Genomic DNA, 20,324 nt, shown 5'->3' on the forward strand with positions numbered 1-20,324 from the left:
TTGACTATTATTATATCACAGTCCCATTTATCCAAAAATTCTAAACAACCGTATTAGGAAACAGGGATGATAGGAACTCGTTTTTTATCAGCGCCAAGTAAATAAAAATTACTAGAGGAGATGTTATTTCATGAAGAACAGAGTAGATATTCCAGCTGTAGGTATTTGTAGTTTTGGTAGAAATTCAATTTGCACTGATTTGGATCAACTTGATGCAGATGTTGCGATTATCGGTGTACCGTATGATATGGGAACTGCTTACAGAGCAGGTGCTAGGCTTGCTCCTAGAAGAATCCGAGAAGCGTCCACATTAGGGAATAACGAAGAAGGGTTTTATGACCATGAAAGAAATGAAGTGTTTCTAAAAGGAGTTAAAATCGTCGATTGTGGAGATGTCGACATACTCCATGGGGACCTAACGTACAGCTTTAAAAACATCGAGGAAGATGTTCGAAAAATTGTTAAAAAAGGTGCGCTTCCTGTCGTAATAGGTGGAGATCACTCCATCACAGCAGCCATTGGAAAAGGCCTGAATCAGGTTGGAGATTTTTGTGTGATCCAAATTGATGCACATCTGGATTGGTCAGATGCTCCTGGTGGTCAAAAGCTGGGTCAGGGTAGCCCAATGAGAAGATTATCAGAGATGGATTATGTGAATGGAATGGCGCAGCTTGGTATCAGGGGGGTTGGAAGTAGTTACAAAAAAGATTTTGAAGATGCCAACGAATATGGAAGCGTTATCAAATCAGTCAAACAAATACGAGAAATAGGTATCCATAATATCGGTGACTACATTCCGGATGCAGAAAGATATTATATTACATTGGATATTGACGGACTTGACCCTTCCATTGCACCAGGGACGGGAACCCCTTCGGCCGGTGGTTTTTTATTTCACGAGATTCAAACCATCTTGGAAACGATTGCAAATAAGGGAGAAGTGATCGGGTTTGATCTGGTAGAAGTCGCACCTGATTATGATCCTTCGGGAATTACTAGTCATCTAGCCCAACAACTTATTAATGAATTTTTAGGTTTTATTTTTAAGGCAAAAGAAAAGAGATATCAATTGTCGCAAAACGAAGTCAATTTGGTTTAGTTTTCTATTGAATAACCGTCTCACTCCCTTCTCCATCCTTTGCTAAACTGGATGGAGAAAGGGATTGATGATAGACACACCAAGGGATTAGGGTTGATTCATATTATCCTCGAGGGGGAAGTGAAGGAAATGGTAGATTTCAAATTAACTGAAAAGCACGACTTATATAACAAAGATTTAAGGCCCTACACGTATAAAGAAAGAAATATTACTCCTTTAACTTTGGGAGTTACTTGGTTTGGAATGTCTGTCCAACTTGGTGTCTTTCTAGTTAGTGGCCAACTAGTTGATATCTTATCCTTAAGTCAGATAGTCATTGCTTTGATAGCCGGATTAACGCTATGTTGGGGAGTCTCCGTATTAATCAGTGATATAGGTATTAGATATGGTATTTCATTTGCAACAAGCATCACATTGTCCTTCGGTTATAAGGGAGGACATTTTGCAGGGCTAATCAGATTAGTTCCTTCCGTTTTTTGGGCGGGCTTTAATACTTGGATAGCCGGGATGGCACTTAATGAAATTTTTAAACTGACTATCGGGTTTAATAGCCTGTTTATATCAATGGGTATAATCGCTATATGTACAGTGTTACTAGTGTTCTATGGTGCTAAATTCGTCGCAATTTTTAACTGGTTTGTCTCTCCTGTACTTTTAATCATGGGAATATACCTCTTGTATATGATATTAAAAATAAATGACGCGAATTTGAATGAAGTGATGGCAATGGGTGCAACAACCGGCGGTATTAAGGAAATTGTTTTTGCCACAATGGTTATTGCAGGTGGATGGATTATGGTGGTAGCTGGTTTTAATGATATAACAAGAGAATGTAAAACAAATGAAGAAAGCACAAAAACATGGCTTAAAGGCAATGTGAAGTTTTCAATTGCACAATTTTGGGGGCTCATACCGGCTTCCGTCTTATTTGGATATATCGGTGCCGTTTCTAAAGCGCTAACCGGAAACGGAAATCCAATTGAAGTCATTACACAAACAGTTGGTCAGAGTTCGACCAGTATCGTGATCCTGTGTCAGTTCTTCATTATTTTGGCGCTATTATCTACAAATGCCGGGGCAAATGTTTTAGGATCTGCTTATATCGTCTGCAGTATGCTGAATAAGAAGGTAAACTTAAGGCTTGCTGCGACTGGTGTGGTGGCAGTGGCTTTAATCGCCCAGCCATGGAATGCAGCCGAGTCGATTTCAAATGCCATGGGTATTATGGCGAGTTTAATAGCGCCTATAGCAGGTATTATCATAACGGATTATTATTTGATAAGGAAGCGAATCATAAATCTCGATGATCTTTATTATTCTAAGGGAGAATATCAATACTTTAAAGGAAGCAACCCTATCGCATTCATTGCCTATGCACTAGGCGTAGTAGCCTCCATTTTCTCTTGGAGTTATATGTTGTTGGTCGCTTTCCTAGTATCCGGAATCACCTATTACTATCTAACAAAGTTTCGGGCCTTGAAAAGTTATTCAAAAGATATCAACCAAAATGCTTATAACTTAGAAGATTGAGGGGTTTCATATGAAAATAAAAATCATTAATCCTGATGTGAATGAGGAAATCACCGCTATGATGAAAGAATCCGCTAAAGCGGTGGCTAGCAAAGAAACGGTCATTACTTGCACGAATCCTGCAGCAGGACCCAAATCTATAGATAATGCCTTTACTAAAGAAATCGCATGTTATCATATTTTGGAAGAGATAATCAAGTCGGAAAAAGAAGGATCCTATGACGGTTATGTGATTGGATGTTTTGCAGACCCAGCCGTTCATGCAGCCAGGGAACTCACAGATAAACCTGTGGTAGGAATTGGGGAGTCCTCCATAATGTTGGCTAGATTCGTTAGTGAAAACTTCTCAATCATCACGGTCGGTCCATGGTCCAGATGGGTTTATAAAGAAGTGGTATCTAAATGTAATGCTGCAAATAGATTAGCCTCTCTAAGGTCACCTGTTATTGCTTCGGCGGATTCGTTTACTAATCGCGATTATGTAAAAGAATTAATTATTAGGGAATCTAGAAATGCTATAGAAGAGGATTTTGCAGAAGTTATCATTTTAGGTTGTGGAGTAATGACAGGACTCGCTAAGGAAATGGAAGAAATCGTAAAAGTCCCGGTGATCGACCCGGTAGCCGCAGGTGTAAAAGTAGTGGAGTCCCTTATAGGATTAGGCCTTCACAATAGTAAGATATACTCTTATAAAACTCCACAAAACCCGGAATTAATTAATGTACCTGGATTATTAAATTTATGAAGGAGGACAAGATGACTGTTTTAATGTCGGAAATGACTTGGCCGGAATATGTAGAAAGAATAAAAGATGGTGTGGTCATTTTGCCAGTAGGCTCGACTGAGCAACACGCATACCATTTACCACTCGGTACAGATTCGTATCAAGCTAATGAAAAATGTAAATTGATAGCTAAAGAAATAAACGGGATCGTTGCCCCTGTTATAACGTATGGGTATAAATCTTTGCAAAAGAGTGGTGGGGGACAAACCTTTGTAGGAACGACTAGTCTGAGTGGAACGACATTGATATCAATGGTGAAAGATATTCTGTCTGAATTTATTCGCCACGGTGCCAAAAGGATAGTTGTGTTTGATGGCCATTATGAAAATGCAATGTTTTTACATGAAGGAATTGACCTAGCCCTAAAAGAACATAACGTTGATAATGTAAAAATTATTAAAGTAGTTCCAGGAGGGATGAGTGAAGAAGTTGTAGAAAAGCTAAAAGTCTACGGAATGAAAAGCATAGACTTAGAGCATGCCGGATTAGTAGAGACTTCCTTAATGTTGTACTTTAGACCAGATTTAGTTCATATGGAAAGGGCAGTTCCTGTACCAGATATAGCCTTCCCCATGTACGATGTATATCCCGAGGAAAGAGGGCCTGTCCACGAGTCGGGGGCATTAAGCAATCCAACTAATGGATGCGCTGAACTTGGCGAGTTGATTGTAAATGATATAGTGAAGAATACGGTATCCATTATAAAAAAAGAGTTTAACCTGTAATTCATAAATTGGAGGGCATAGGAACTCATTATAACTGACTTTCTATGCCCCTTTGCTTTAGTCGAGTTACTACAAACCACTAACGGTCCCATCCATGGACATCTGTGCATCCATATCGACAAGGAATAATACAATCGTCGAGTCTTCATTTGTAGATAGCTCGGGCAGTGGATTAACTAAATCCGTTACTGCTTCTTGTTTTCCAATGACGAAATCTTGAACCGTGATCTCTCCGTCCATTACATATAAAAATGGCGTAAGTCCAACATAGGCTGGAATCTTCAGCTCCTCGCCGGCTTTAGGATGCGCATCTAATATAAAGACGTTTTGTCTAACATAAAGGGGAGCGTTGCTTCCTTCGGGCCCTACCATGACATACCAATCAGGATTGTCTGCCGGCTTGTCATGAAATTGGATATTCGGTAAAAGATCCGTTTCCTCCGGTCGAATGAAGATTTGTAGCATCTCGACCTCGTCTTCCTTCACTTTTTCCTCATGCCAAAAGCCCGCCCCCGCATTCATCATCATGAGCTTCCCAGCTGCAATCGGCGCTTCAAACCCGGCAGAATCTTTATGGTGCATAACACCTGTCTTTACGTAACTTAGTATTTCATCATTGATATGTTCGTGCATTTTAATGGTCAACCCTTTTTTCATGACCGCATGATCGATGATCGCCAATGGGCCAAATGCGGTATCTGTGTTATCTCCCAAAATTCTACCTGGTTGAACACGTGTAATGGTGAATGGTCCCCGGAACGGTTGTGCATGGTTTTCAGCCGAAAGCTTTTGTAACAACGAATCCCCCCCTTTCTAACTAAGTTTCTCACTCACCCTTTGAAAGTCACTACCTGTTGGATTTTGGAACACACGGAGTCCAAATTCATGTGCAACTGCAAATAAATGATCAAAAATATCAGCTTGCACCGTTTCATATACGGCCCATGCCGTATCATTCGTAAAGGCGTAAATTTCAATCGGCAGCCCATTCTCCCCGGGCGCCAATTGACGTACCATTAACGTCATATCCTGGTGGATGCCCGGATGGCGTTGCAAATATTGCGTAATATAGGCCCGGAAAACTCCGATATTCGTCAGTGCCCGCCCATTGACAATATTATTGCGGTCGATCTGATTCGTTTCATTGTACACGACGATTTCACGTTCCCGCTCCGTAATATAATCCGCTAGGAAGTGGATATTTTTATAGTTCTCAATCATTTCCGGCGTGCAAAATGCAATACTGGTTGTATCAATATTCAACGCGCGCTTGATGCGCCTGCCCCCGGATGCTTGCATCCCTCGCCAGTTTTTAAATGAATCCGAGATAAGCGCATAACTCGGAAGCATCGTCACCGTCTTATCAAAATTCCGTACCATCACTGTGTTCAAGGAAATATCGATGACATCCCCATCTGCGCCATACTTTGGCACTTCAATCCAATCGCCCACGCGCACCATATCATTGGCAGATAGCTGAACACCTGCCACCAGCCCTAACAAGGAATCTTTGAAAACAAGCATCAGCACTGCGGAAAGGGCCCCAATCCCACTGAGCAGCATGAGTGGACTCTCGCCAACCAGATTCGCAATGACTAATATAATGCCCAAAATGAAGACAATTATTTTGATCACTTGGATATATCCTTTGATCGGCTTCACTTTCGAAACTTCATACGTTTGGTAAATATCATTCACGGTGCTCAATAAACTATTGATCACAATAAGTGCCACGATGATGATATAGGCCAGTGCTGCTTTTTCAATGACATGTTGATAAGCGGGAAAGGTGACAGCAAACATATAAATAATGATAGCCGGTACAATATGAGACAACTTATGGAACACTTTTCGTTCCAGTAAAATAGAATCCCATTTGAATTTATTCTTGTTCACGATATGAGTGATGAATCGGATGACCACTTTTTTCGTAATAAAATTCGCGAGGATACAAAGTAACGCGATAAAAACGATCATAATGGCAATTGAAAGATAGCCAACCCACGCCTCATCCACTCCGTAACCCAAGAGCCGGTTACGAATAAAATTCATTTGTTTCCCTCCAACGTCCGTAGTCTGCTTTCCATTATAACAGAAAGGAGGGATCCTCTCTTTCTTCGGCATTTTGTCGGGGTCTTGTTCATATACCCTAAAGTCATGCTTACTTCTTGGAAACGACTTGCTTAAGGATCTCTTTATTTTTCTCTTTGAACATTTCGTTATGAGTGGAAACGACCCCACGGGAACTGGCTTCAGGCGTTACAAATTGTTTTACTCGATTTACCGCATTCGCCGCATCTTGGAATGCACCTGCAATCAGCCGAAGTTTCCCCTCGTGTTCCAGAATGTCTCCAGCCGCAAACAAGCCTTCCACGGAAGTCTCGCCCATCGAATTGCCGGCTACCCAAATGTCGGTGGCCATCTCAATATCAACCGTACTGTTGTCGATCAACTCCCTTTCTCTTTCAAAGCCATGGTTGATAATGACTTCATCTACTTCCACGTAAATACTTTCACCCGTCTCCTCGTCTCGTAAGACCACTTGCTCAATTGTTTCATGACTGTCGGATGCTATAAGTTTTTCAATCGTTGTATTCAAAAAGCATTGGACTGTGCTATTCAGCAACCTCGATACTTCGGCTTCATGACCTTTCAATGTATTTTTTCGATACGTTATATACACTTGCTCCGCAATCGACTCCAATTCGTTTGCCCAATCAATTGCAGAATTCCCACCACCCGAAATAAGCACTTTTCTTCCTTTAAATTGAGCAAGGGATTTGACCGTATAATGGAGATTCGTAACTTCAAATCGCTCAGCCCCATCAATCTCGAGCTTCGTCGGTTTTAAGATTCCCCCGCCGATCGCTAAAATGACTGTCCTCGAATAATGCTCTTCCCCTGTTGCAGTATGTACTATGAAGATACCATTTTCATTTTTTGAAATGGACGTCACTTTTGTATTGAGCAATATTTCAGGTTGAAATGTGTTTGCTTGCCCCACCATCTGTTCAATTAATTGATGAGCTGGAGTAGGGACAATCCCACCCACATCCCAGATCATTTTCTCGGGATAAACATTCAATTTACCGCCAAGGTATGGATGATACTCAATCAGTTTAGTCTTCAGCTCTCTACAGCCGCTATAAAACGCGGAAAACAATCCTGCAGGACCGCCTCCAATAATTGTCACATCTAGAATCTCTTTAGAGTTCATCTGAAAAACACCTCATTATTCTATCTTCCTGCCTTTCCCATACGGTATACATAATGGCGTGCCAAAAATCGGATCCCTTCCGATATCGCAACTCATGCAAAAGACATCCTTCACCATTTGTGGTGTAATGACGTCTTCTGGCTTCCCTTGCGCATAGATGTTTTTATCACAAATGGCTACAATATGATGAGCATACCTACATGCCAAATTCAAATCGTGCAGCACCATGACAATCGTTCTGTTTTCAACCTCATTCAGATCAAATAGGAGGTCCAAAATCTCAATCTGGTGAGCCAAATCCAAGTAGGTTGTCGGCTCATCCAATAGAATGATTTCCGTTTTTTGAGCTAACGTCATCGCAATCCACGCCCGTTGCCTCTGCCCGCCAGACAAGGAGTCTACAGGCCTTTCCGCAAATTCTTTCATGTTCGTTAGTTCGAGAACACGATTCACAACAACCTCGTCTTCTTTCGACCACTGCTTCAACCAGCTTTGATGGGGGTATCTCCCCTGCTTCACTAGCTGCAGAACAGTCAGCCCTTCCGGTGCAAGCGGCGTTTGCGGGAGAATCGCAAGCCTCTTGGCCACCTCTTTGGTGGACAAACTCCGTAATTCCTCTCCATCTAAAATTATCCCACCCGATTGCGGTTTCAGGAGGCGAGCCAACGATCGCAATAACGTCGATTTCCCGCAGCCGTTCGCCCCGACAAAGACAGTTATTTCCCCTTTAGGTATCGTCAAATGCAGATCCTCGATAATTTTCATTTCACTATATCCCAAAGTCAGGGAACTTGCTTCCAACGTACTCACTCTCACCACTCCTTTCTAACCGATTACATACTTCGATTGCGGAACAACAAATAAATAAAAAACGGTGCTCCTATACATGCTGTAAATACACCCGCTGGGATATCCAGCGGTAAAAAAGCAGTTCTGGCTACAAGATCCGCCAGCACGACAATCATTCCGCCAAGCAGCGCCGACACGGGTATTAACGCTGCAAACGATCGCCCAATCAGCATCCGCCCGATATGCGGTGCTATCAATCCAACAAACTCGATGCCCCCGGCAAATGCAGCAGCGGAGCCAGCTAGAGCCACACTTACGAACAAGAGTGTAAAACGTCTCGATTGAACATTCACCCCAAGCCCGACTGCAACATCATCCCCTAATTCCTTAGCATTAACGGACCGAGCAAGAATCCCTGTCAGGGGAATGAATACTATTATCCATGGAAGCATGGCATACACATGACTCCAGTTGGATCCATACAAACTTCCGGTCAGCCAAAGATACGCTTTCGTCGTTACTGCGGTATCGCTTAAAACAAGCATCATCATGACAACTGCTTTCATCGCAGCCGCCACACCAATTCCGATCAAGACTAGCCGAATCGGGGTGACGCCATTATTCCAAGCGAGCAAATAGATAACACCCGCAACGATGGCGGCTCCTATAATAGCTGCAAATGGAAGCAAGCCGGCACTGACGCTCCCCATTAAAAAAACAAAAAAGAGGATAGCACCCGCGGAGGCTCCTGCCGTTATCCCAATGATGTCCGGAGAAGCGAGCGGGTTTCGAACAACCGCTTGCAAAATAGCACCTGCAACACCGAGTGCTGCACCTACCATGAATGCCAGCAACACTCTCGGAAGCCTTAATTGATGAAGGATGAAATCTTGTTCTCCTGCGCCGGTTAGCGCCTGAAGAACTGCCCACGGGCTTATAAAGCTACTCCCCATAGAAAGGCTGAATACGAAAAGGATGATGGATAAACAGCTGAGAATCAGCAAAACCGCCATCGTTTTCGTTTGAATTTGAAAGGAAACGGCTTCCGATTTATTTTTCAACGAAATGTATTTACCCACTTTTCACCAACCCTCTCCGGGCAATGTAGATAAAAAATGGTGTCCCGATAAATGCAGTCATGACACCAATGGGCATTTCCTGTGGTTCGATGACAAACCGAGCAGCCACATCGGCTAACAGAAGCAAGCTGGCACCTAATAGTGCACTCAAAGGAATCACCCATCGATAATCGGGGCCGACAAGCCCCTTTACCACATGAGGAACGATTAATCCGATAAAACCGATGGAGCCAGCCACGGCGACAGAGTTTCCCGCTAAAATAATAACAATCACCCCGATCGTTACTTTGAGGAGAGCCGTACGCTGGCCTAAGCTTTTGGCAATATCCTCTCCAGACATCAGAATGGTAACCGGTTTTCCTAAAAAAAGTGCAAACACTAATGCACCAAGCATATACGGCAATACAGGCAATAACATATCCATACTTCTGCCGGCAACTGAACCAGCTAGCCAAAACAATACACTTTGAATTTTTTGCTCATCGATGACGAGCAACCCTTGTGTAAAGGAGATGAAGAGTGCGGAAATAGCCGCTCCCGCTAAAACAATTTTAATGGGAGACAGCCCGTCATTTCCCAATGATCCGAGGAAATACACGCAAATGCCGGCAAAGGCAGCCCCTAAAAAGGCAACCCACATATACATCTGTAAGGAATCGACTGAAAAGAAAGTGGCTGAAAGCACAATAAAGAATAACGCCCCAGCATTGACGCCGAGAATATCGGGTGCAGCTAATGGATTTCTTGTCATTGCCTGCATGAGTGCCCCCCCGACTGCAAGATTGGCACCTATCAAGGCGGCAACGACAGCCCTTGTCAATCTGGATGTCGTCACGATTATATGCTCCGTATTCGTTTCATCGAATCTCAATAACGCTTCCACGGTTGTCTGTATGGAGATGGAAGTTTGTCCGAGAGCGATACTTAAAAAAAACGAAAGACAGACAACGACAAAACTTAGAGCTAAAACAAAAATTTTAAAAGGCGTACGAGAATGGAAACTTCTCATAAGACACCTGCTTTCTCTGCAATAAATGAACAACGAAAGAGGAGGGCGAGCCCCCTCCCCCTTTCTTATTTTTCTAGACCAAAACGATCATAAATATCGTCCAGCATTAGGTTGGCCGCGAGGATGCCGCCGCCAAGATTCCAAACAATTTCATCAACCTCATAAACCCGATTCGCCTTTACAGCATCGAGGTTTTTCCATAACGGATGGTTGGTCCACTCTTCATAATTCTTCACAACAGCCGGATCGCTCGAATCCATAAAGATATAAAACGTATCTGCGTTCATTTCAGCAATGCTTTCTTTGTCCGTCAGCTTCAGAATATCTTGACTCTTATCTTGCAAGTTTTTTGGACCTTCAAATCCAAGTTCCGATAAAATAGACCCTGCAAATCCAGTCACATAAATCCGGGCATGGTCTGCTCTGAAATTCAAAACAGAAACATGTTGCGGCCACTGATCACCCATTTTCTCCTTAATCTTCACTTGGAAATCCGCTACCCGCTCGTTCCAGCTATCCATAATTTCATTCGCTTTTTCTTCTTGGCCTAACGCTTGCCCCATCAGTTCAACAGTTTCATCAAAGGCAAATACCGTTTCATGTGCTACGGTAGGCGCAATTGCCGATAATTGCTCATATACTTCCTCATGGCGAATCTTGGAGGCGATGATCAAATCCGGTTTCAATTTCGCGATTTCCTCTAAATTAGGCTGTGTTTCCTGCCCGACAATTTGAACCCCATCCAAATCCTCTTTCAAATAGTTGTAGACCGGCTGTTCTGCCCATGACTCTACAATTCCGACCGGTTTGACACCAAGCGCCACAGCCGCGTCATTTGCCCCTTGATACAAAGTCACTATCCGTTTAGGAGTCCCTTTTATCTCCGTCGTTCCCAAAGCATGCGTGATGGTACGGCTTTCTTCACTTGCTGAATCGGACGAAACCTTTTCCTCCCCGGCATTTCCTTTTTCTGCCTCTTTATTCCCGCAGCCGGCTGCAAAGACTGTAAGCACCGCAGCCATGACGAATAAAAATATCGACCTCTTCTGAATTACACTCGACAATAGACTCATTCTCTTCTCCCCTACACATTATTATTCTGTTCACCCTTAACGATAATGAAAATCATTATCAAATACGAGTTCCTAGTTAGGATTATAACCACGTCCCAATGGAAAATCCACTCTTTTTTTATTTCCAAATAAAAAATCCGGCGATCCTTACCAGTTGTGCTAGGCAAGGGGCCGGATCTTTCTATTCTAACGGGAAGATAGGAACAGCATTTGGAACAAGCCTCCCGATAATTTGAATAGGAGGCTCAGCGGTTATCGATGTTTTCCGGATACATATCATGCTGCATCATCCTGTTCATCGCCATCTCTTCAAACTTCGTTCCCGGTTTCCCGTAATTGCAATATGGATTGATGGATATGCCGCCACGCGGAGTGAACTTCGCCCATACTTCGATATACCTCGGATCCATCAGTTCGATGAGATCCTTCATAGCGATATTTACACAATCCTCATGATAAGCCCTATGATTTCTGAAACTGAACAAATATAACTTCAATGATTTGCTTTCCACCATCCGCACTTCCGGAATGTACGAAATGTAAATCGAAGCGAAATCCGGCTGTCCTGTCATTGGACATAAACTTGTAAATTCAGGTACGTTGAACTTTACAAAATAGTTATTTTCCTGGTGCTGATTCTCAAATGTCTCCAACACATCGGGATTGTACTCGTATTCATATTTGGTATTTTGATTTCCCAATAACGTCAGGTCTTTCGTGTCGCTCTGTTTCATTTCCTGATGCCCTCCCCAACTATTTTTATCGCGCTGTTTGTACTGTGGGATGTTCAAGTTCCGTTATATTCGGCTCATCCATTGGGGACATTGTCAATTCAAAAGTGTTCAGTTCCGAAATGATGCTGATCCTTTGTGCCGGCACAGGTATCGCTCTCGTCATCCCGATCACCTCTTGGATTTCGGCGTACTATTTATTCAGGATGACAGAAGAGCTCGATGAATCCCCCGTCCCGGACGATTGATATTGGAAGCAGCAAGAAAATGCCGGTCCTAGTCATAAGAACCGGCGTTTTTAGGCGTAGAGGGAGGGGGAATGGCTTCATTTATATGCTCTCAATATAAATATCTGAATTAGTTTTTTGTCCTTTTTCCAATGCTTTCATTAAAATATCTATTAAGTCCTCACCATCACTTGTTACAAAATAATTGGATAAGTTTGTGATATCATTGCTAATATTATCTCCCCAAGGCGGTTGTTTAGATAAGTCTTCAATATCCCATATTACTTGTGACGGGCTAAATTCTTGTAATTTCTTTCTGATTTCCTCTAATTCGTTTATTGCGCTTTCAATATTCTTATTCTCAAGTTTCCCGTTATAGAGTTCATTTAATAAGAAAGGATATTCAGTTCCCCATCCATTTTGTTCTAAATGATAGCTTATTGTAGAGAAAAAAGAGTGTAAGAAATCGCCATGCCCCACTTGATACCAGTAAAATTTTACCTTAAATCCCACAGCCATTCTTCTCACCTCGTTCAATTTGTTTTAAATCTTATATCTACGTTGCCGTTGGTTTTATTCATGATTTTTTCATACAACCCTTCAAGGATTTCATCCGATACATCTTGTCCTCTAATATCAATTATCACGGACTGTTTTGTCCCGACGGGCAAATCACTGATTCTCTTTTCTACTTGCTTTGACACGTTATTAACCAGACTGCTCCGTCCACTTGACGTAGTAATTTTATAATTTTTCACCTCGATACTATGGCCAGTCTGATACAAATCCGGTCTGGAACTGCCTTTTTCTCCATAAGGCACTTCTATGCCATCTTTGAAGGACTTTTGAGCATTATAGTCAGGGAAATCCTTCTCCCGCGGAAAGCGACCAGAGCCCTTGCTTTTTGCGTGTTTAACCGGAAAATCCACTTTCTGGACAGCCCCTTTCTGCAATTGGAGAATGGGAGGGCTTTACGTATCTTGTACAAATATACTCGTAACCATGATTTTCAAACTGTGTTTGTCTCCTTTGCGATTTGGACGCATGGTACTCTGCTAACAATCTGGCCCTCAGCAGTAAGCCCCATACACTTGTCAGAAGTTTTTTTGATACGATTATTCTTTCCTTCTCGGTGGGATATTTTCCTTTTTCTTCATAAGGAACTCCCTAAAATTTTGCACATGCAATAAAAAAGATATATATACTTAGAAATGTAGAACATTCATTATCGATTGTCTAAAATTAATTCCAAAAAGGACTGAAGAATGATGCAATCAAAAGTAATTACAACTGAAGAGAATTTACAAAAAGCCTTTGCAATCAGGAAAGAAGTATTTGTTCACGAACAGGGCGTTCCGTTAGAAGAGGAATTTGACAGTTTTGATACATTGAATGGACCATGTGAACACATATTAGTCTATTATGATGGAAAAGCCGTTGGAACGGGAAGATTACGAGTGACGGATGACTTTGGAAAACTAGAAAGGATTTGCATTTTAGAGCATTATCGTAAATTCGGGCTTGGAAAAGGAATTATTGAAGCTTTGGAAAAAATCGCAGCACAAAAGGGATTGGCCCGCGTTAAATTACATGGGCAGACGCAGGCCGAGGGCTTTTATCATAAACTGGGCTATCTTACTTCATCTACTGTATTTATGGAAGCTGGAATCCCGCATATTTTAATGCAGAAGGAATTAATTACAAAGCTTGAAGAGGTTGAGTAAAGTGGGATGCCTCTTTATGTATCAGGAGGTTCCGGTTAGAGCCGGAGTTTTTGCAATGGAAGGCATGACTAGCAAGCGCGTCATGCTTTTCTCGCAATGATTGTCCAATATTCGACATCGCCCGCATGCTGCTCTTGGATGACTCCACCCAATGGATATCCTCCATTCTGCCAAACGTTTTCTTGAAACGGTTGGAGTCCATCCTGGATTGTTTCTTGCAAACTATCCTCTTTCGTTAAGGAAGGAGTAACAACGCAGTTTTCTAAGTAAGACGTAGTCCAACCTTGAGGCTTATACAATTGATAGTTGTTCACCATCTCCAACACAGTAAAGCCTTGGCTCTCTAATAAAAGCCCAGCTTCTTTTGGAAGCATGAGACTCATCTCGCGATCCACGCGATACCTGCCCTCGCTGTTCCGGTTGACGAATTTTTCAAATGTCGCTTCATAGTAGTAGACTTGCCGGGTCAAAGAAGTCCCTCCCCGGATATCCAAAGAGATTTCTTGGCGATTCATCAATTTCTTCCGATGGCTGAAAGTCCATTCCCGGCTCACTGGCGGCAAGATAATGTCAACCGCCAAAATCCCATCTTTTTTCAAATGGCTATGTACTTTCTGAAGTAGCCCAACTTGTTCGCTCATTGCTGTAAAATGCTGGAGGAATCCGTCAGGCAAGAGAATATGTGAAAAGGTTTTGGGGAGCTCCAGCTGCAGAGCATCCATTTCAACGACCTCAAGTAAAGAAGGGCGATTTCTGAACAAGGCCTTCGCTTTTTTCTTCGCAAACTTTAACATGTCGCCGCTATTATCAATACCTGTCACCGGGATGCCCCTTCGGCTGATTTCGATTGCGATGCGTCCTGTGCCCACCCCAACCTCCAGCACATGTTGAGCCGATTCGTCACGCTCCAGTAAATCACCATAAAAAGAAATCCCAGACTTCCCTGCAAATTGATCATAATAATCCGCTTCCATGCTTTCATAGATGGCGCTCAACTCTTTCACGTGCCTCTCCCCCTGCATCCCGCAGCGGTTGCACAAGCTGCCAGCCAGTTCGTGTAAGGATGTCCCTTTAGGCACTCCATTTCTCGTATCCCCAAACCATTCACTGTAGATAAATCCACACACTTGGCAATTGGTTACCGACATTCAAAGTCCTCCTTTAGATTGCTATCATTTTTCATATAAAAAAACTTGCAATCCCATTGAGGACTGCATGCTTAGCGGGGAAAGTATATGGCCATCCTAAAAAGTCCGGCTTATTCTTTCCATAAACACATTACAGTTCAGTCCATGTCACTTGAAGCTCAATCACGCCATCACGATTAGACAATAGTCCTCCAATCATTGACCAATCAGAGTTTCTATCTTGATCTATTCCTTGAATTATAACATTTTTTCATCAATAATTTGCGTTTCTTCCGATAATTCATCAAAATAATCAGTATACATTTTTGTTACTTCATCCATACTTTTCTCTGTTTCAAAGATTAGAAGTGCTTTTTTTTTGCCACCGTCCATTCCTAAAGTGGAGGTCGTAATTTTACTGTCTTCCGGCAATGGAAAATCCTCGGGCAAATGGATTTGCTTTTCTTCCTCGCTATCCAAGGGTGATTGATCATCCGACTTCACATTCGAGACCGCTTCCTGTTGTTTGCTTTCTCTTGCAGCAGGTTGTACGAAGCTTTCTGTTGAATTTTCGTGTTCAACAAGATTCTTATCTTTAGATGCAGTCGTTTGACACCCGCTTATAATAAGCGCTAATAAAAAGAGGATTCCTATACGCAGTCCGCAGCACCTATTCAGCACAGCATCCACCCCTATCCCATCAGAAAAATTTTACTGTTTCAAAGTCTCTTATTACGATGCGACTTGAAAAACTATAGGTGTATTCTCCTTACTTCCATGTATACGTATGTTGACTTTTTTCAACCTGGACTATTAGAGTCAAGTAAATTAGAGTTGAAAGATAGGTTGATAAGAATTATTACGGGTTAACATATTTGCGGAGAGTACATGAAATAAAGGTATCAGCTGATTCCTTTATTTCATGTATGACGGAACGTTATTGGGAAAAGAGGAAATAGTACTGCCCTGTTGGTTAAGTGGGATTGGGCAACTCAAGAATTCTTTCCGACTACTTGGAGCGGTCACGGCCAAGGGGGACAATTAGCGGCGTATCGGTTATCGGATCTTGAATGACTTTGCATTTCAGTCCGAACACTTCCTCGACAAGTTCTTCCGTAACAATGTCGGATGGGTTGCCTTGAGCAATCACCTTGCCCGCTTTCATAGCAATCAGATGAGTGGCATAGCGTGCAGCATGATTTAAATCATGAAGCACAGCTACTAACGTATTTCCCTGTTCGTTAAGATCTGTAAATAATTCGAGCAGTTCAATTTGGTGGGAGATATCCAAGTAAGTGGTCGGCTCGTCCAGCAAAAGCAATGGCGTTTGCTGGGCAAGCACCATCGCCACCCAGACTCGCTGTCGCTGCCCTCCGGAAAGCTCATCGACATAGCGATTGGCAATATCTAATGTATTGGTCAGCTCCATCGCTGTTAATACGGCGTGTTCATCTGCCTCCGTCCATTGCTGAATAAGATTTTGATAGGGATAACGTCCATGTGCCACTAAATTCGCAACAGTGATTCCATCAGGAGCAATGGATGATTGCGGCAATAGCCCAAGCTTTTTTGCTACCTCTTTTGATTTATATGAACTTATCTCTTTACCATCCAAAAGTACATGACCAGCTGAAGGTTTGATCAGATTGGAAAGGGTACGTAACAGGGTGGATTTTCCACACGCATTCGGTCCGATAATGACTGTAAAGGATTTGTCCGGTATTTCAATTGAGAGTTTTTCGAAGATCACTCTTTGATCGTATTGAGCGGTGATATTTTCAACTCCAAGACGCGAATGCACATGTAAAGTCGTCTGTCCTTGTCTATCTGTTTTTGGTCTACCCATAAGCAATTACAACCTCTTTCAAGAATATAAGATCAATTCACACGATGGAACGTGCTTGACGGAACAATAACCACACTAAGTACATACCACCCAACGATAAAGTCAGCACGCCTACAGGCAAAATCATTCCGGGAATCATCCGCTGTGCCAGAATATCAGCGCTTAATAATACAAATGCACCGACAACGGCCGTTGGAGCTAAGCTTTCAGCCGTATTTGCAAGACGCAGTGCAATTTGTGGAGCAACTAATGCAACAAACGTCACCGGTCCCATGATGGCTGTCGCAGTTGCTGTTAAAGCTACCCCGATCAAAATCACTGCCAATTGGGTCCGTTCAAAATGGACACCGTGGGACTTGGCTGCATCCCGGCCCAATTCCATTTCACGGAGAGGCCGATTCATGATCGCTGCCAAGATAATCAAAACAGCAATAAATAAGATTGCTGGAATCTCATGGTCCCAATCGATTCCATTCAAAGACCCTACTCCCCAAGCACCTGCTGTCAATGCGACTTCAGCTTGACTTTGCAGCAGCAACATAGAATTGACGCTGCCTAATAAAGTCGAAATGGCGATACCGACAATAATGATTCGAAAGCCCTGCGTCCCTTTGCGAAATGCAAATAGATAAATGACGAAAGCTGTTACAAACCCTCCAATCAGTGCCCCGGTTGCGATATTGACAAAGGACATCGACTTAAATACGAGCATTACGACCAATGCTCCTGTATAGGAACCGGAAGTAAAACCAAGAATGTCAGGTGAGCCTAAAGGGTTCCGGGTGATCGATTGGAAAATAGAACCGCTTATTGCCAGGCCAGCGCCAAAAACAATAGCAGCTACGACCCGAGGTAGCCGCCAATTGATAACAACAGTCCGTTTAAAACCCGTCAAGTCTCCAAATAGCGCGGAAAACACCTCTGACACGCTTAATGTAATAGTTCCAACCATAAGAGAAAAAATAGAAAGGCCAATAATAGCCGTAAGGAGAACTGCAGTAATGGCCATACTTCTGACATCTACGCGCAACTTCATCGGGCCTTTGACCAACCAATATTTCCTTCCAAAATCAATACGTCCCATAAAAGTCACTCCTTCTATCGACAGTCCTTATTATCACCGCCCCTGCCCCCTTCTCATAAACTGCTCACTTTTCTTCTCCTCACCAAGATAAGCAAAACCGGGGCACCGACGAATCCAGTGATAATACCGACGGGAACCTCTCCTGAAGACAAAACAATCCTTCCAATAATATCAGATAGAAGTAAAATCAACGGCGCAACGATCAAGGAATAGATAAAAATCCATGGTTGGTCAGGACCAATAAACCAGCGCACCGCATGGGGAACCATTAAACCAATAAAAATGATAGGACCCGCGATTGCCGTTGCCCCACCTGCTAATAAAGTAATGGAAACAAGACCGAAGATTCGAATCATCTTCACATTCACCCCGAGTGACGCGGCTCGATCATCGCCATAGGCCATCGCATTTAAAGCTGGAGCAATCGCCAAAGCTACTAAAATACCCACTGCAAGAAAGGGCGTGATCGGCCAAAGATCCTCCAGACTTTTTCTTGCCAACGAACCAACTCTCCAGTTTAGCATCCCCGCAAACGCCCGGCTATTCGCCAATGATAACGCAGTAGTAATTCCGTCCAATGCCGCAGCCATCGCCACGCCAGCTAGGGTAATTTGTGCGGGAGTAGGCGATTTCCTGCCTGCGCCGCCGCTGATTAAATAGATGGCAACGGTTGCTATGAAAGCCCCAACGAGTGCAAACCAAATATAGCTGGATATAGAGGTAATCGAAAAAACCCCTACTGCCAATGCAACAGCAAAGGCTGCCCCCGCATTCACACCGAGAATGCCTGGGTCAGCCAATGGATTGCGTGTTAAAGCTTGGATTACCGCCCCAGCCAGGCCAAAAGCCGGTCCAGCTGCAAGGGCAATGATAGTCCGTGGTATCCGGGATTCATGAATGATTGTATAGTCGTAACTATTGGTGGAGGAGAACAGAGCGTTCCAAACGACTTCAAAAGGAAGTGGCTTCGCTCCAATCATGAGGCTTAGAAAGACAACGACTGCTAAAAGGAGCAGAGCGAAGACCAATCCGATAATTCGTCGCAACCGTAAAGCAGCAACCGGCTTCCCCTTCTTTTCAACTGTATTTTTCGGTCCGCCACTTGGCTGCGTGCTCGCTTTCACCGCTTTCACTCCCCGCCTTTTAAAGCCTTATCAAGCATAGTTGGCAATTGTTCAATCGCCCATAATAAAGATGGTGCTGTACCTGACGAAAAGGCATTTGCATAATCGCCTTCAATGATGAGAGATCTCCCCTCTGCAACGGAAGGAATTTTTTGATAAAGCGCATTCCCTGTCACTTCTTTTGTATCTACCCAAATCGGCAAAACAACTGTCAAATCAGCATCTAGAAGTTCCAATTGCTCGTCTGCCACTTTAATATAGAAAGCACCGTTTGCTTGTTTTTCAATTTCCTCTTTATTTGTAAATCCAAGTTCAGTCATAAAGTCAACACGTGCATCACCATTCACATATGCTCCCCAACCTTCAGATGTGTATGCACCTACTGCTACCGTTTTGCCGGCAAACTGCGGATAATCCGCTCTCGCTTTTTCAAAAGCGGCGTCAATATCCTGCAATAGCTGCTCTCCCTCGGCTTCCTTGCCTAGAGCTTTTGCGATCATTTGAACCTGTTGTTGATAAGAGGTCAAATAGCTGTCTCCCCCTTCAGGAACACCGATGGTTGGAGCAATTTCTGCAAGGCGATTATACCGTTCTTGATCTCCGGAAGATCTAACATCGAGGATCAGGTCTGGCTCAAGTGCCGCAATCTGCTCATAATCGAGCTCCATCGTTCCAAGAATGGTGGGAGCAGTCTGATAGGCTCCTTCTAACCAAGGGCCGACACCTTCGCCGCCGTAAGCAAGCCAGTCACTGGCGCCGACAGGTTCCACTCCAAGAGCTAAAGCAGTTTCTGCATCTCCCCAGCCAAGGGCGACAATACGTTTAGGCTTGTCTGTAATCTCTATATTGCCGAATTTCGTTTCTACTGTTGCACTCGCAGTGGTATCTGCAGTTTTATCTGATTTATTCTCAGGTTCTTCTTTCGCTTTGGAACCACATCCAACTAATCCAATTGCTGCAATAATAACCATTAGAAAGCATAATAGCCTAGATAGGTTTGACCTTTTCTTCATTGATGTAATCTCCTCTCAATGCCTCTCACAAAATACTTTTATAGATAATGATAATCATTATCATCCTTTATTATTAGGAATTCCATTCACTTTGTCAACTACTCATAGAACTTTAAATTGTGGAAATCAAAAGGTGACAGGGT

22 protein-coding genes are annotated in these 20,324 nt (G+C 43.1%); 6 read left to right on the forward strand and 16 right to left on the reverse strand.

The features are described from left to right. Positions 1-130 precede the first annotated feature (130 nt). The 4 genes from speB to OXB_RS02265 all read left to right on the forward strand — a co-directional run bounded on the left by speB (position 131) and on the right by OXB_RS02265 (position 4,138). The gene (gene speB / locus OXB_RS02250; RefSeq protein ID WP_041071555.1) at positions 131-1,099 is read left to right on the forward strand and encodes an agmatinase; all 969 of its coding nucleotides are present in this window, start codon (positions 131-133) and stop codon (positions 1,097-1,099) included. 129 nt (positions 1,100-1,228) lie between these two features. Then, the gene (locus tag OXB_RS02255) at positions 1,229-2,629 is read left to right on the forward strand and encodes a cytosine permease (protein WP_041071556.1); all 1,401 of its coding nucleotides are present in this window, start codon (positions 1,229-1,231) and stop codon (positions 2,627-2,629) included. Positions 2,630-2,639: 10 nt separating this feature from the next. After that, the gene (locus tag OXB_RS02260) at positions 2,640-3,374 is read left to right on the forward strand and encodes an aspartate/glutamate racemase family protein (RefSeq protein WP_041071557.1); all 735 of its coding nucleotides are present in this window, start codon (positions 2,640-2,642) and stop codon (positions 3,372-3,374) included. An 11-nt stretch (positions 3,375-3,385) separates the two neighbouring features. Then, on the forward strand, positions 3,386-4,138 hold the full coding sequence (locus OXB_RS02265) for a creatininase (RefSeq protein ID WP_052483835.1): 753 nt from the start codon (positions 3,386-3,388) through the stop codon (positions 4,136-4,138). 69 nt (positions 4,139-4,207) lie between these two features. Here OXB_RS02265 and OXB_RS02270 read toward each other — a convergent pair whose 3' ends face one another. The 8 genes from OXB_RS02270 to queF form a co-directional block, all read right to left on the reverse strand. Further along, positions 4,208-4,936, reverse strand: coding sequence for a pirin family protein (locus tag OXB_RS02270; protein WP_041071560.1), 729 nt, complete (start codon positions 4,934-4,936; stop codon positions 4,208-4,210). Positions 4,937-4,951: 15 nt separating this feature from the next. Further along, positions 4,952-6,190, reverse strand: a complete 1,239-nt coding sequence (locus OXB_RS02275) for a mechanosensitive ion channel family protein (RefSeq protein WP_041071561.1) — start codon at positions 6,188-6,190, stop codon at positions 4,952-4,954. Positions 6,191-6,299: 109 nt separating this feature from the next. After that, positions 6,300-7,355 (reverse strand): NAD(P)/FAD-dependent oxidoreductase, encoded by a 1,056-nt coding sequence (locus OXB_RS02280; RefSeq protein WP_041071563.1) that lies wholly within the window; start codon positions 7,353-7,355, stop codon positions 6,300-6,302. A gap of 15 nt (positions 7,356-7,370) precedes the next feature. Then, positions 7,371-8,120, reverse strand: coding sequence for an ABC transporter ATP-binding protein (locus tag OXB_RS02285; protein ID WP_052484160.1), 750 nt, complete (start codon positions 8,118-8,120; stop codon positions 7,371-7,373). Between the two features lie 68 nt (positions 8,121-8,188). After that, complete coding sequence (locus OXB_RS02290) at positions 8,189-9,223, reverse strand: FecCD family ABC transporter permease (RefSeq protein ID WP_041071567.1); 1,035 nt, start codon at positions 9,221-9,223, stop codon at positions 8,189-8,191. Beyond that, positions 9,216-10,232 (reverse strand): FecCD family ABC transporter permease, encoded by a 1,017-nt coding sequence (locus OXB_RS02295; protein WP_041071569.1) that lies wholly within the window; start codon positions 10,230-10,232, stop codon positions 9,216-9,218. The genes OXB_RS02290 and OXB_RS02295 overlap by 8 nt, the downstream gene beginning before the upstream one ends. Before the next feature lie 65 nt (positions 10,233-10,297). After that, entirely contained in the window at positions 10,298-11,305 is a 1,008-nt protein-coding gene (locus OXB_RS02300) for an ABC transporter substrate-binding protein (RefSeq protein WP_041071571.1), read from the reverse strand. Between the two features lie 245 nt (positions 11,306-11,550). Beyond that, positions 11,551-12,039: a preQ(1) synthase gene (queF, locus tag OXB_RS02305; protein WP_041071573.1), complete on the reverse strand. Its 489-nt coding sequence runs from the start codon at positions 12,037-12,039 to the stop codon at positions 11,551-11,553. Positions 12,040-12,158: 119 nt separating this feature from the next. On the opposite strand from queF, the gene OXB_RS19390 reads away from it, so the two are divergent. Beyond that, a complete protein-coding gene (locus OXB_RS19390) occupies positions 12,159-12,284 on the forward strand; it encodes a hypothetical protein (protein ID WP_442852883.1) in 126 nt (41 codons plus the stop codon). 81 nt (positions 12,285-12,365) lie between these two features. Here the strand turns inward: OXB_RS19390 and OXB_RS02310 are convergent, their stop codons facing one another. Further along, the gene (locus tag OXB_RS02310; RefSeq protein ID WP_041071575.1) at positions 12,366-12,782 is read right to left on the reverse strand and encodes an immunity 70 family protein; all 417 of its coding nucleotides are present in this window, start codon (positions 12,780-12,782) and stop codon (positions 12,366-12,368) included. A 14-nt stretch (positions 12,783-12,796) separates the two neighbouring features. Next, entirely contained in the window at positions 12,797-13,192 is a 396-nt protein-coding gene (locus tag OXB_RS02315; RefSeq protein WP_041071581.1) for a hypothetical protein, read from the reverse strand. A 339-nt stretch (positions 13,193-13,531) separates the two neighbouring features. On the opposite strand from OXB_RS02315, the gene OXB_RS02320 reads away from it, so the two are divergent. Continuing rightward, positions 13,532-13,987 carry a GNAT family N-acetyltransferase gene (locus OXB_RS02320; protein WP_041076173.1) on the forward strand — a complete coding sequence of 152 codons (456 nt, stop codon included), beginning with the start codon at positions 13,532-13,534 and terminating at the stop codon, positions 13,985-13,987. 80 nt (positions 13,988-14,067) lie between these two features. Here the strand turns inward: OXB_RS02320 and OXB_RS02325 are convergent, their stop codons facing one another. From OXB_RS02325 to OXB_RS02350, 6 genes are all read right to left on the reverse strand, one after another. Further along, positions 14,068-15,135, reverse strand: a complete 1,068-nt coding sequence (locus OXB_RS02325) for a methyltransferase domain-containing protein (protein WP_041071583.1) — start codon at positions 15,133-15,135, stop codon at positions 14,068-14,070. Between the two features lie 237 nt (positions 15,136-15,372). Further along, the gene (locus OXB_RS18595) at positions 15,373-15,804 is read right to left on the reverse strand and encodes a hypothetical protein (protein ID WP_144399638.1); all 432 of its coding nucleotides are present in this window, start codon (positions 15,802-15,804) and stop codon (positions 15,373-15,375) included. A gap of 319 nt (positions 15,805-16,123) precedes the next feature. Continuing rightward, positions 16,124-16,960 (reverse strand): ABC transporter ATP-binding protein, encoded by an 837-nt coding sequence (locus tag OXB_RS02335; protein WP_041071585.1) that lies wholly within the window; start codon positions 16,958-16,960, stop codon positions 16,124-16,126. Between the two features lie 37 nt (positions 16,961-16,997). Continuing rightward, positions 16,998-18,044, reverse strand: a complete 1,047-nt coding sequence (locus OXB_RS02340; RefSeq protein WP_041071587.1) for a FecCD family ABC transporter permease — start codon at positions 18,042-18,044, stop codon at positions 16,998-17,000. A 53-nt stretch (positions 18,045-18,097) separates the two neighbouring features. Next, on the reverse strand, positions 18,098-19,177 hold the full coding sequence (locus tag OXB_RS02345) for a FecCD family ABC transporter permease (protein WP_231860352.1): 1,080 nt from the start codon (positions 19,175-19,177) through the stop codon (positions 18,098-18,100). Next, positions 19,174-20,181: an iron-siderophore ABC transporter substrate-binding protein gene (locus OXB_RS02350; protein WP_052483838.1), complete on the reverse strand. Its 1,008-nt coding sequence runs from the start codon at positions 20,179-20,181 to the stop codon at positions 19,174-19,176. The genes OXB_RS02345 and OXB_RS02350 overlap by 4 nt, the downstream gene beginning before the upstream one ends. Positions 20,182-20,324 lie beyond the last annotated feature (143 nt).

It is taken from the genome of Bacillus sp. OxB-1, assembly GCF_000829195.1.
GTDB lineage: Bacteria > Bacillota > Bacilli > Bacillales_A > Planococcaceae > Sporosarcina.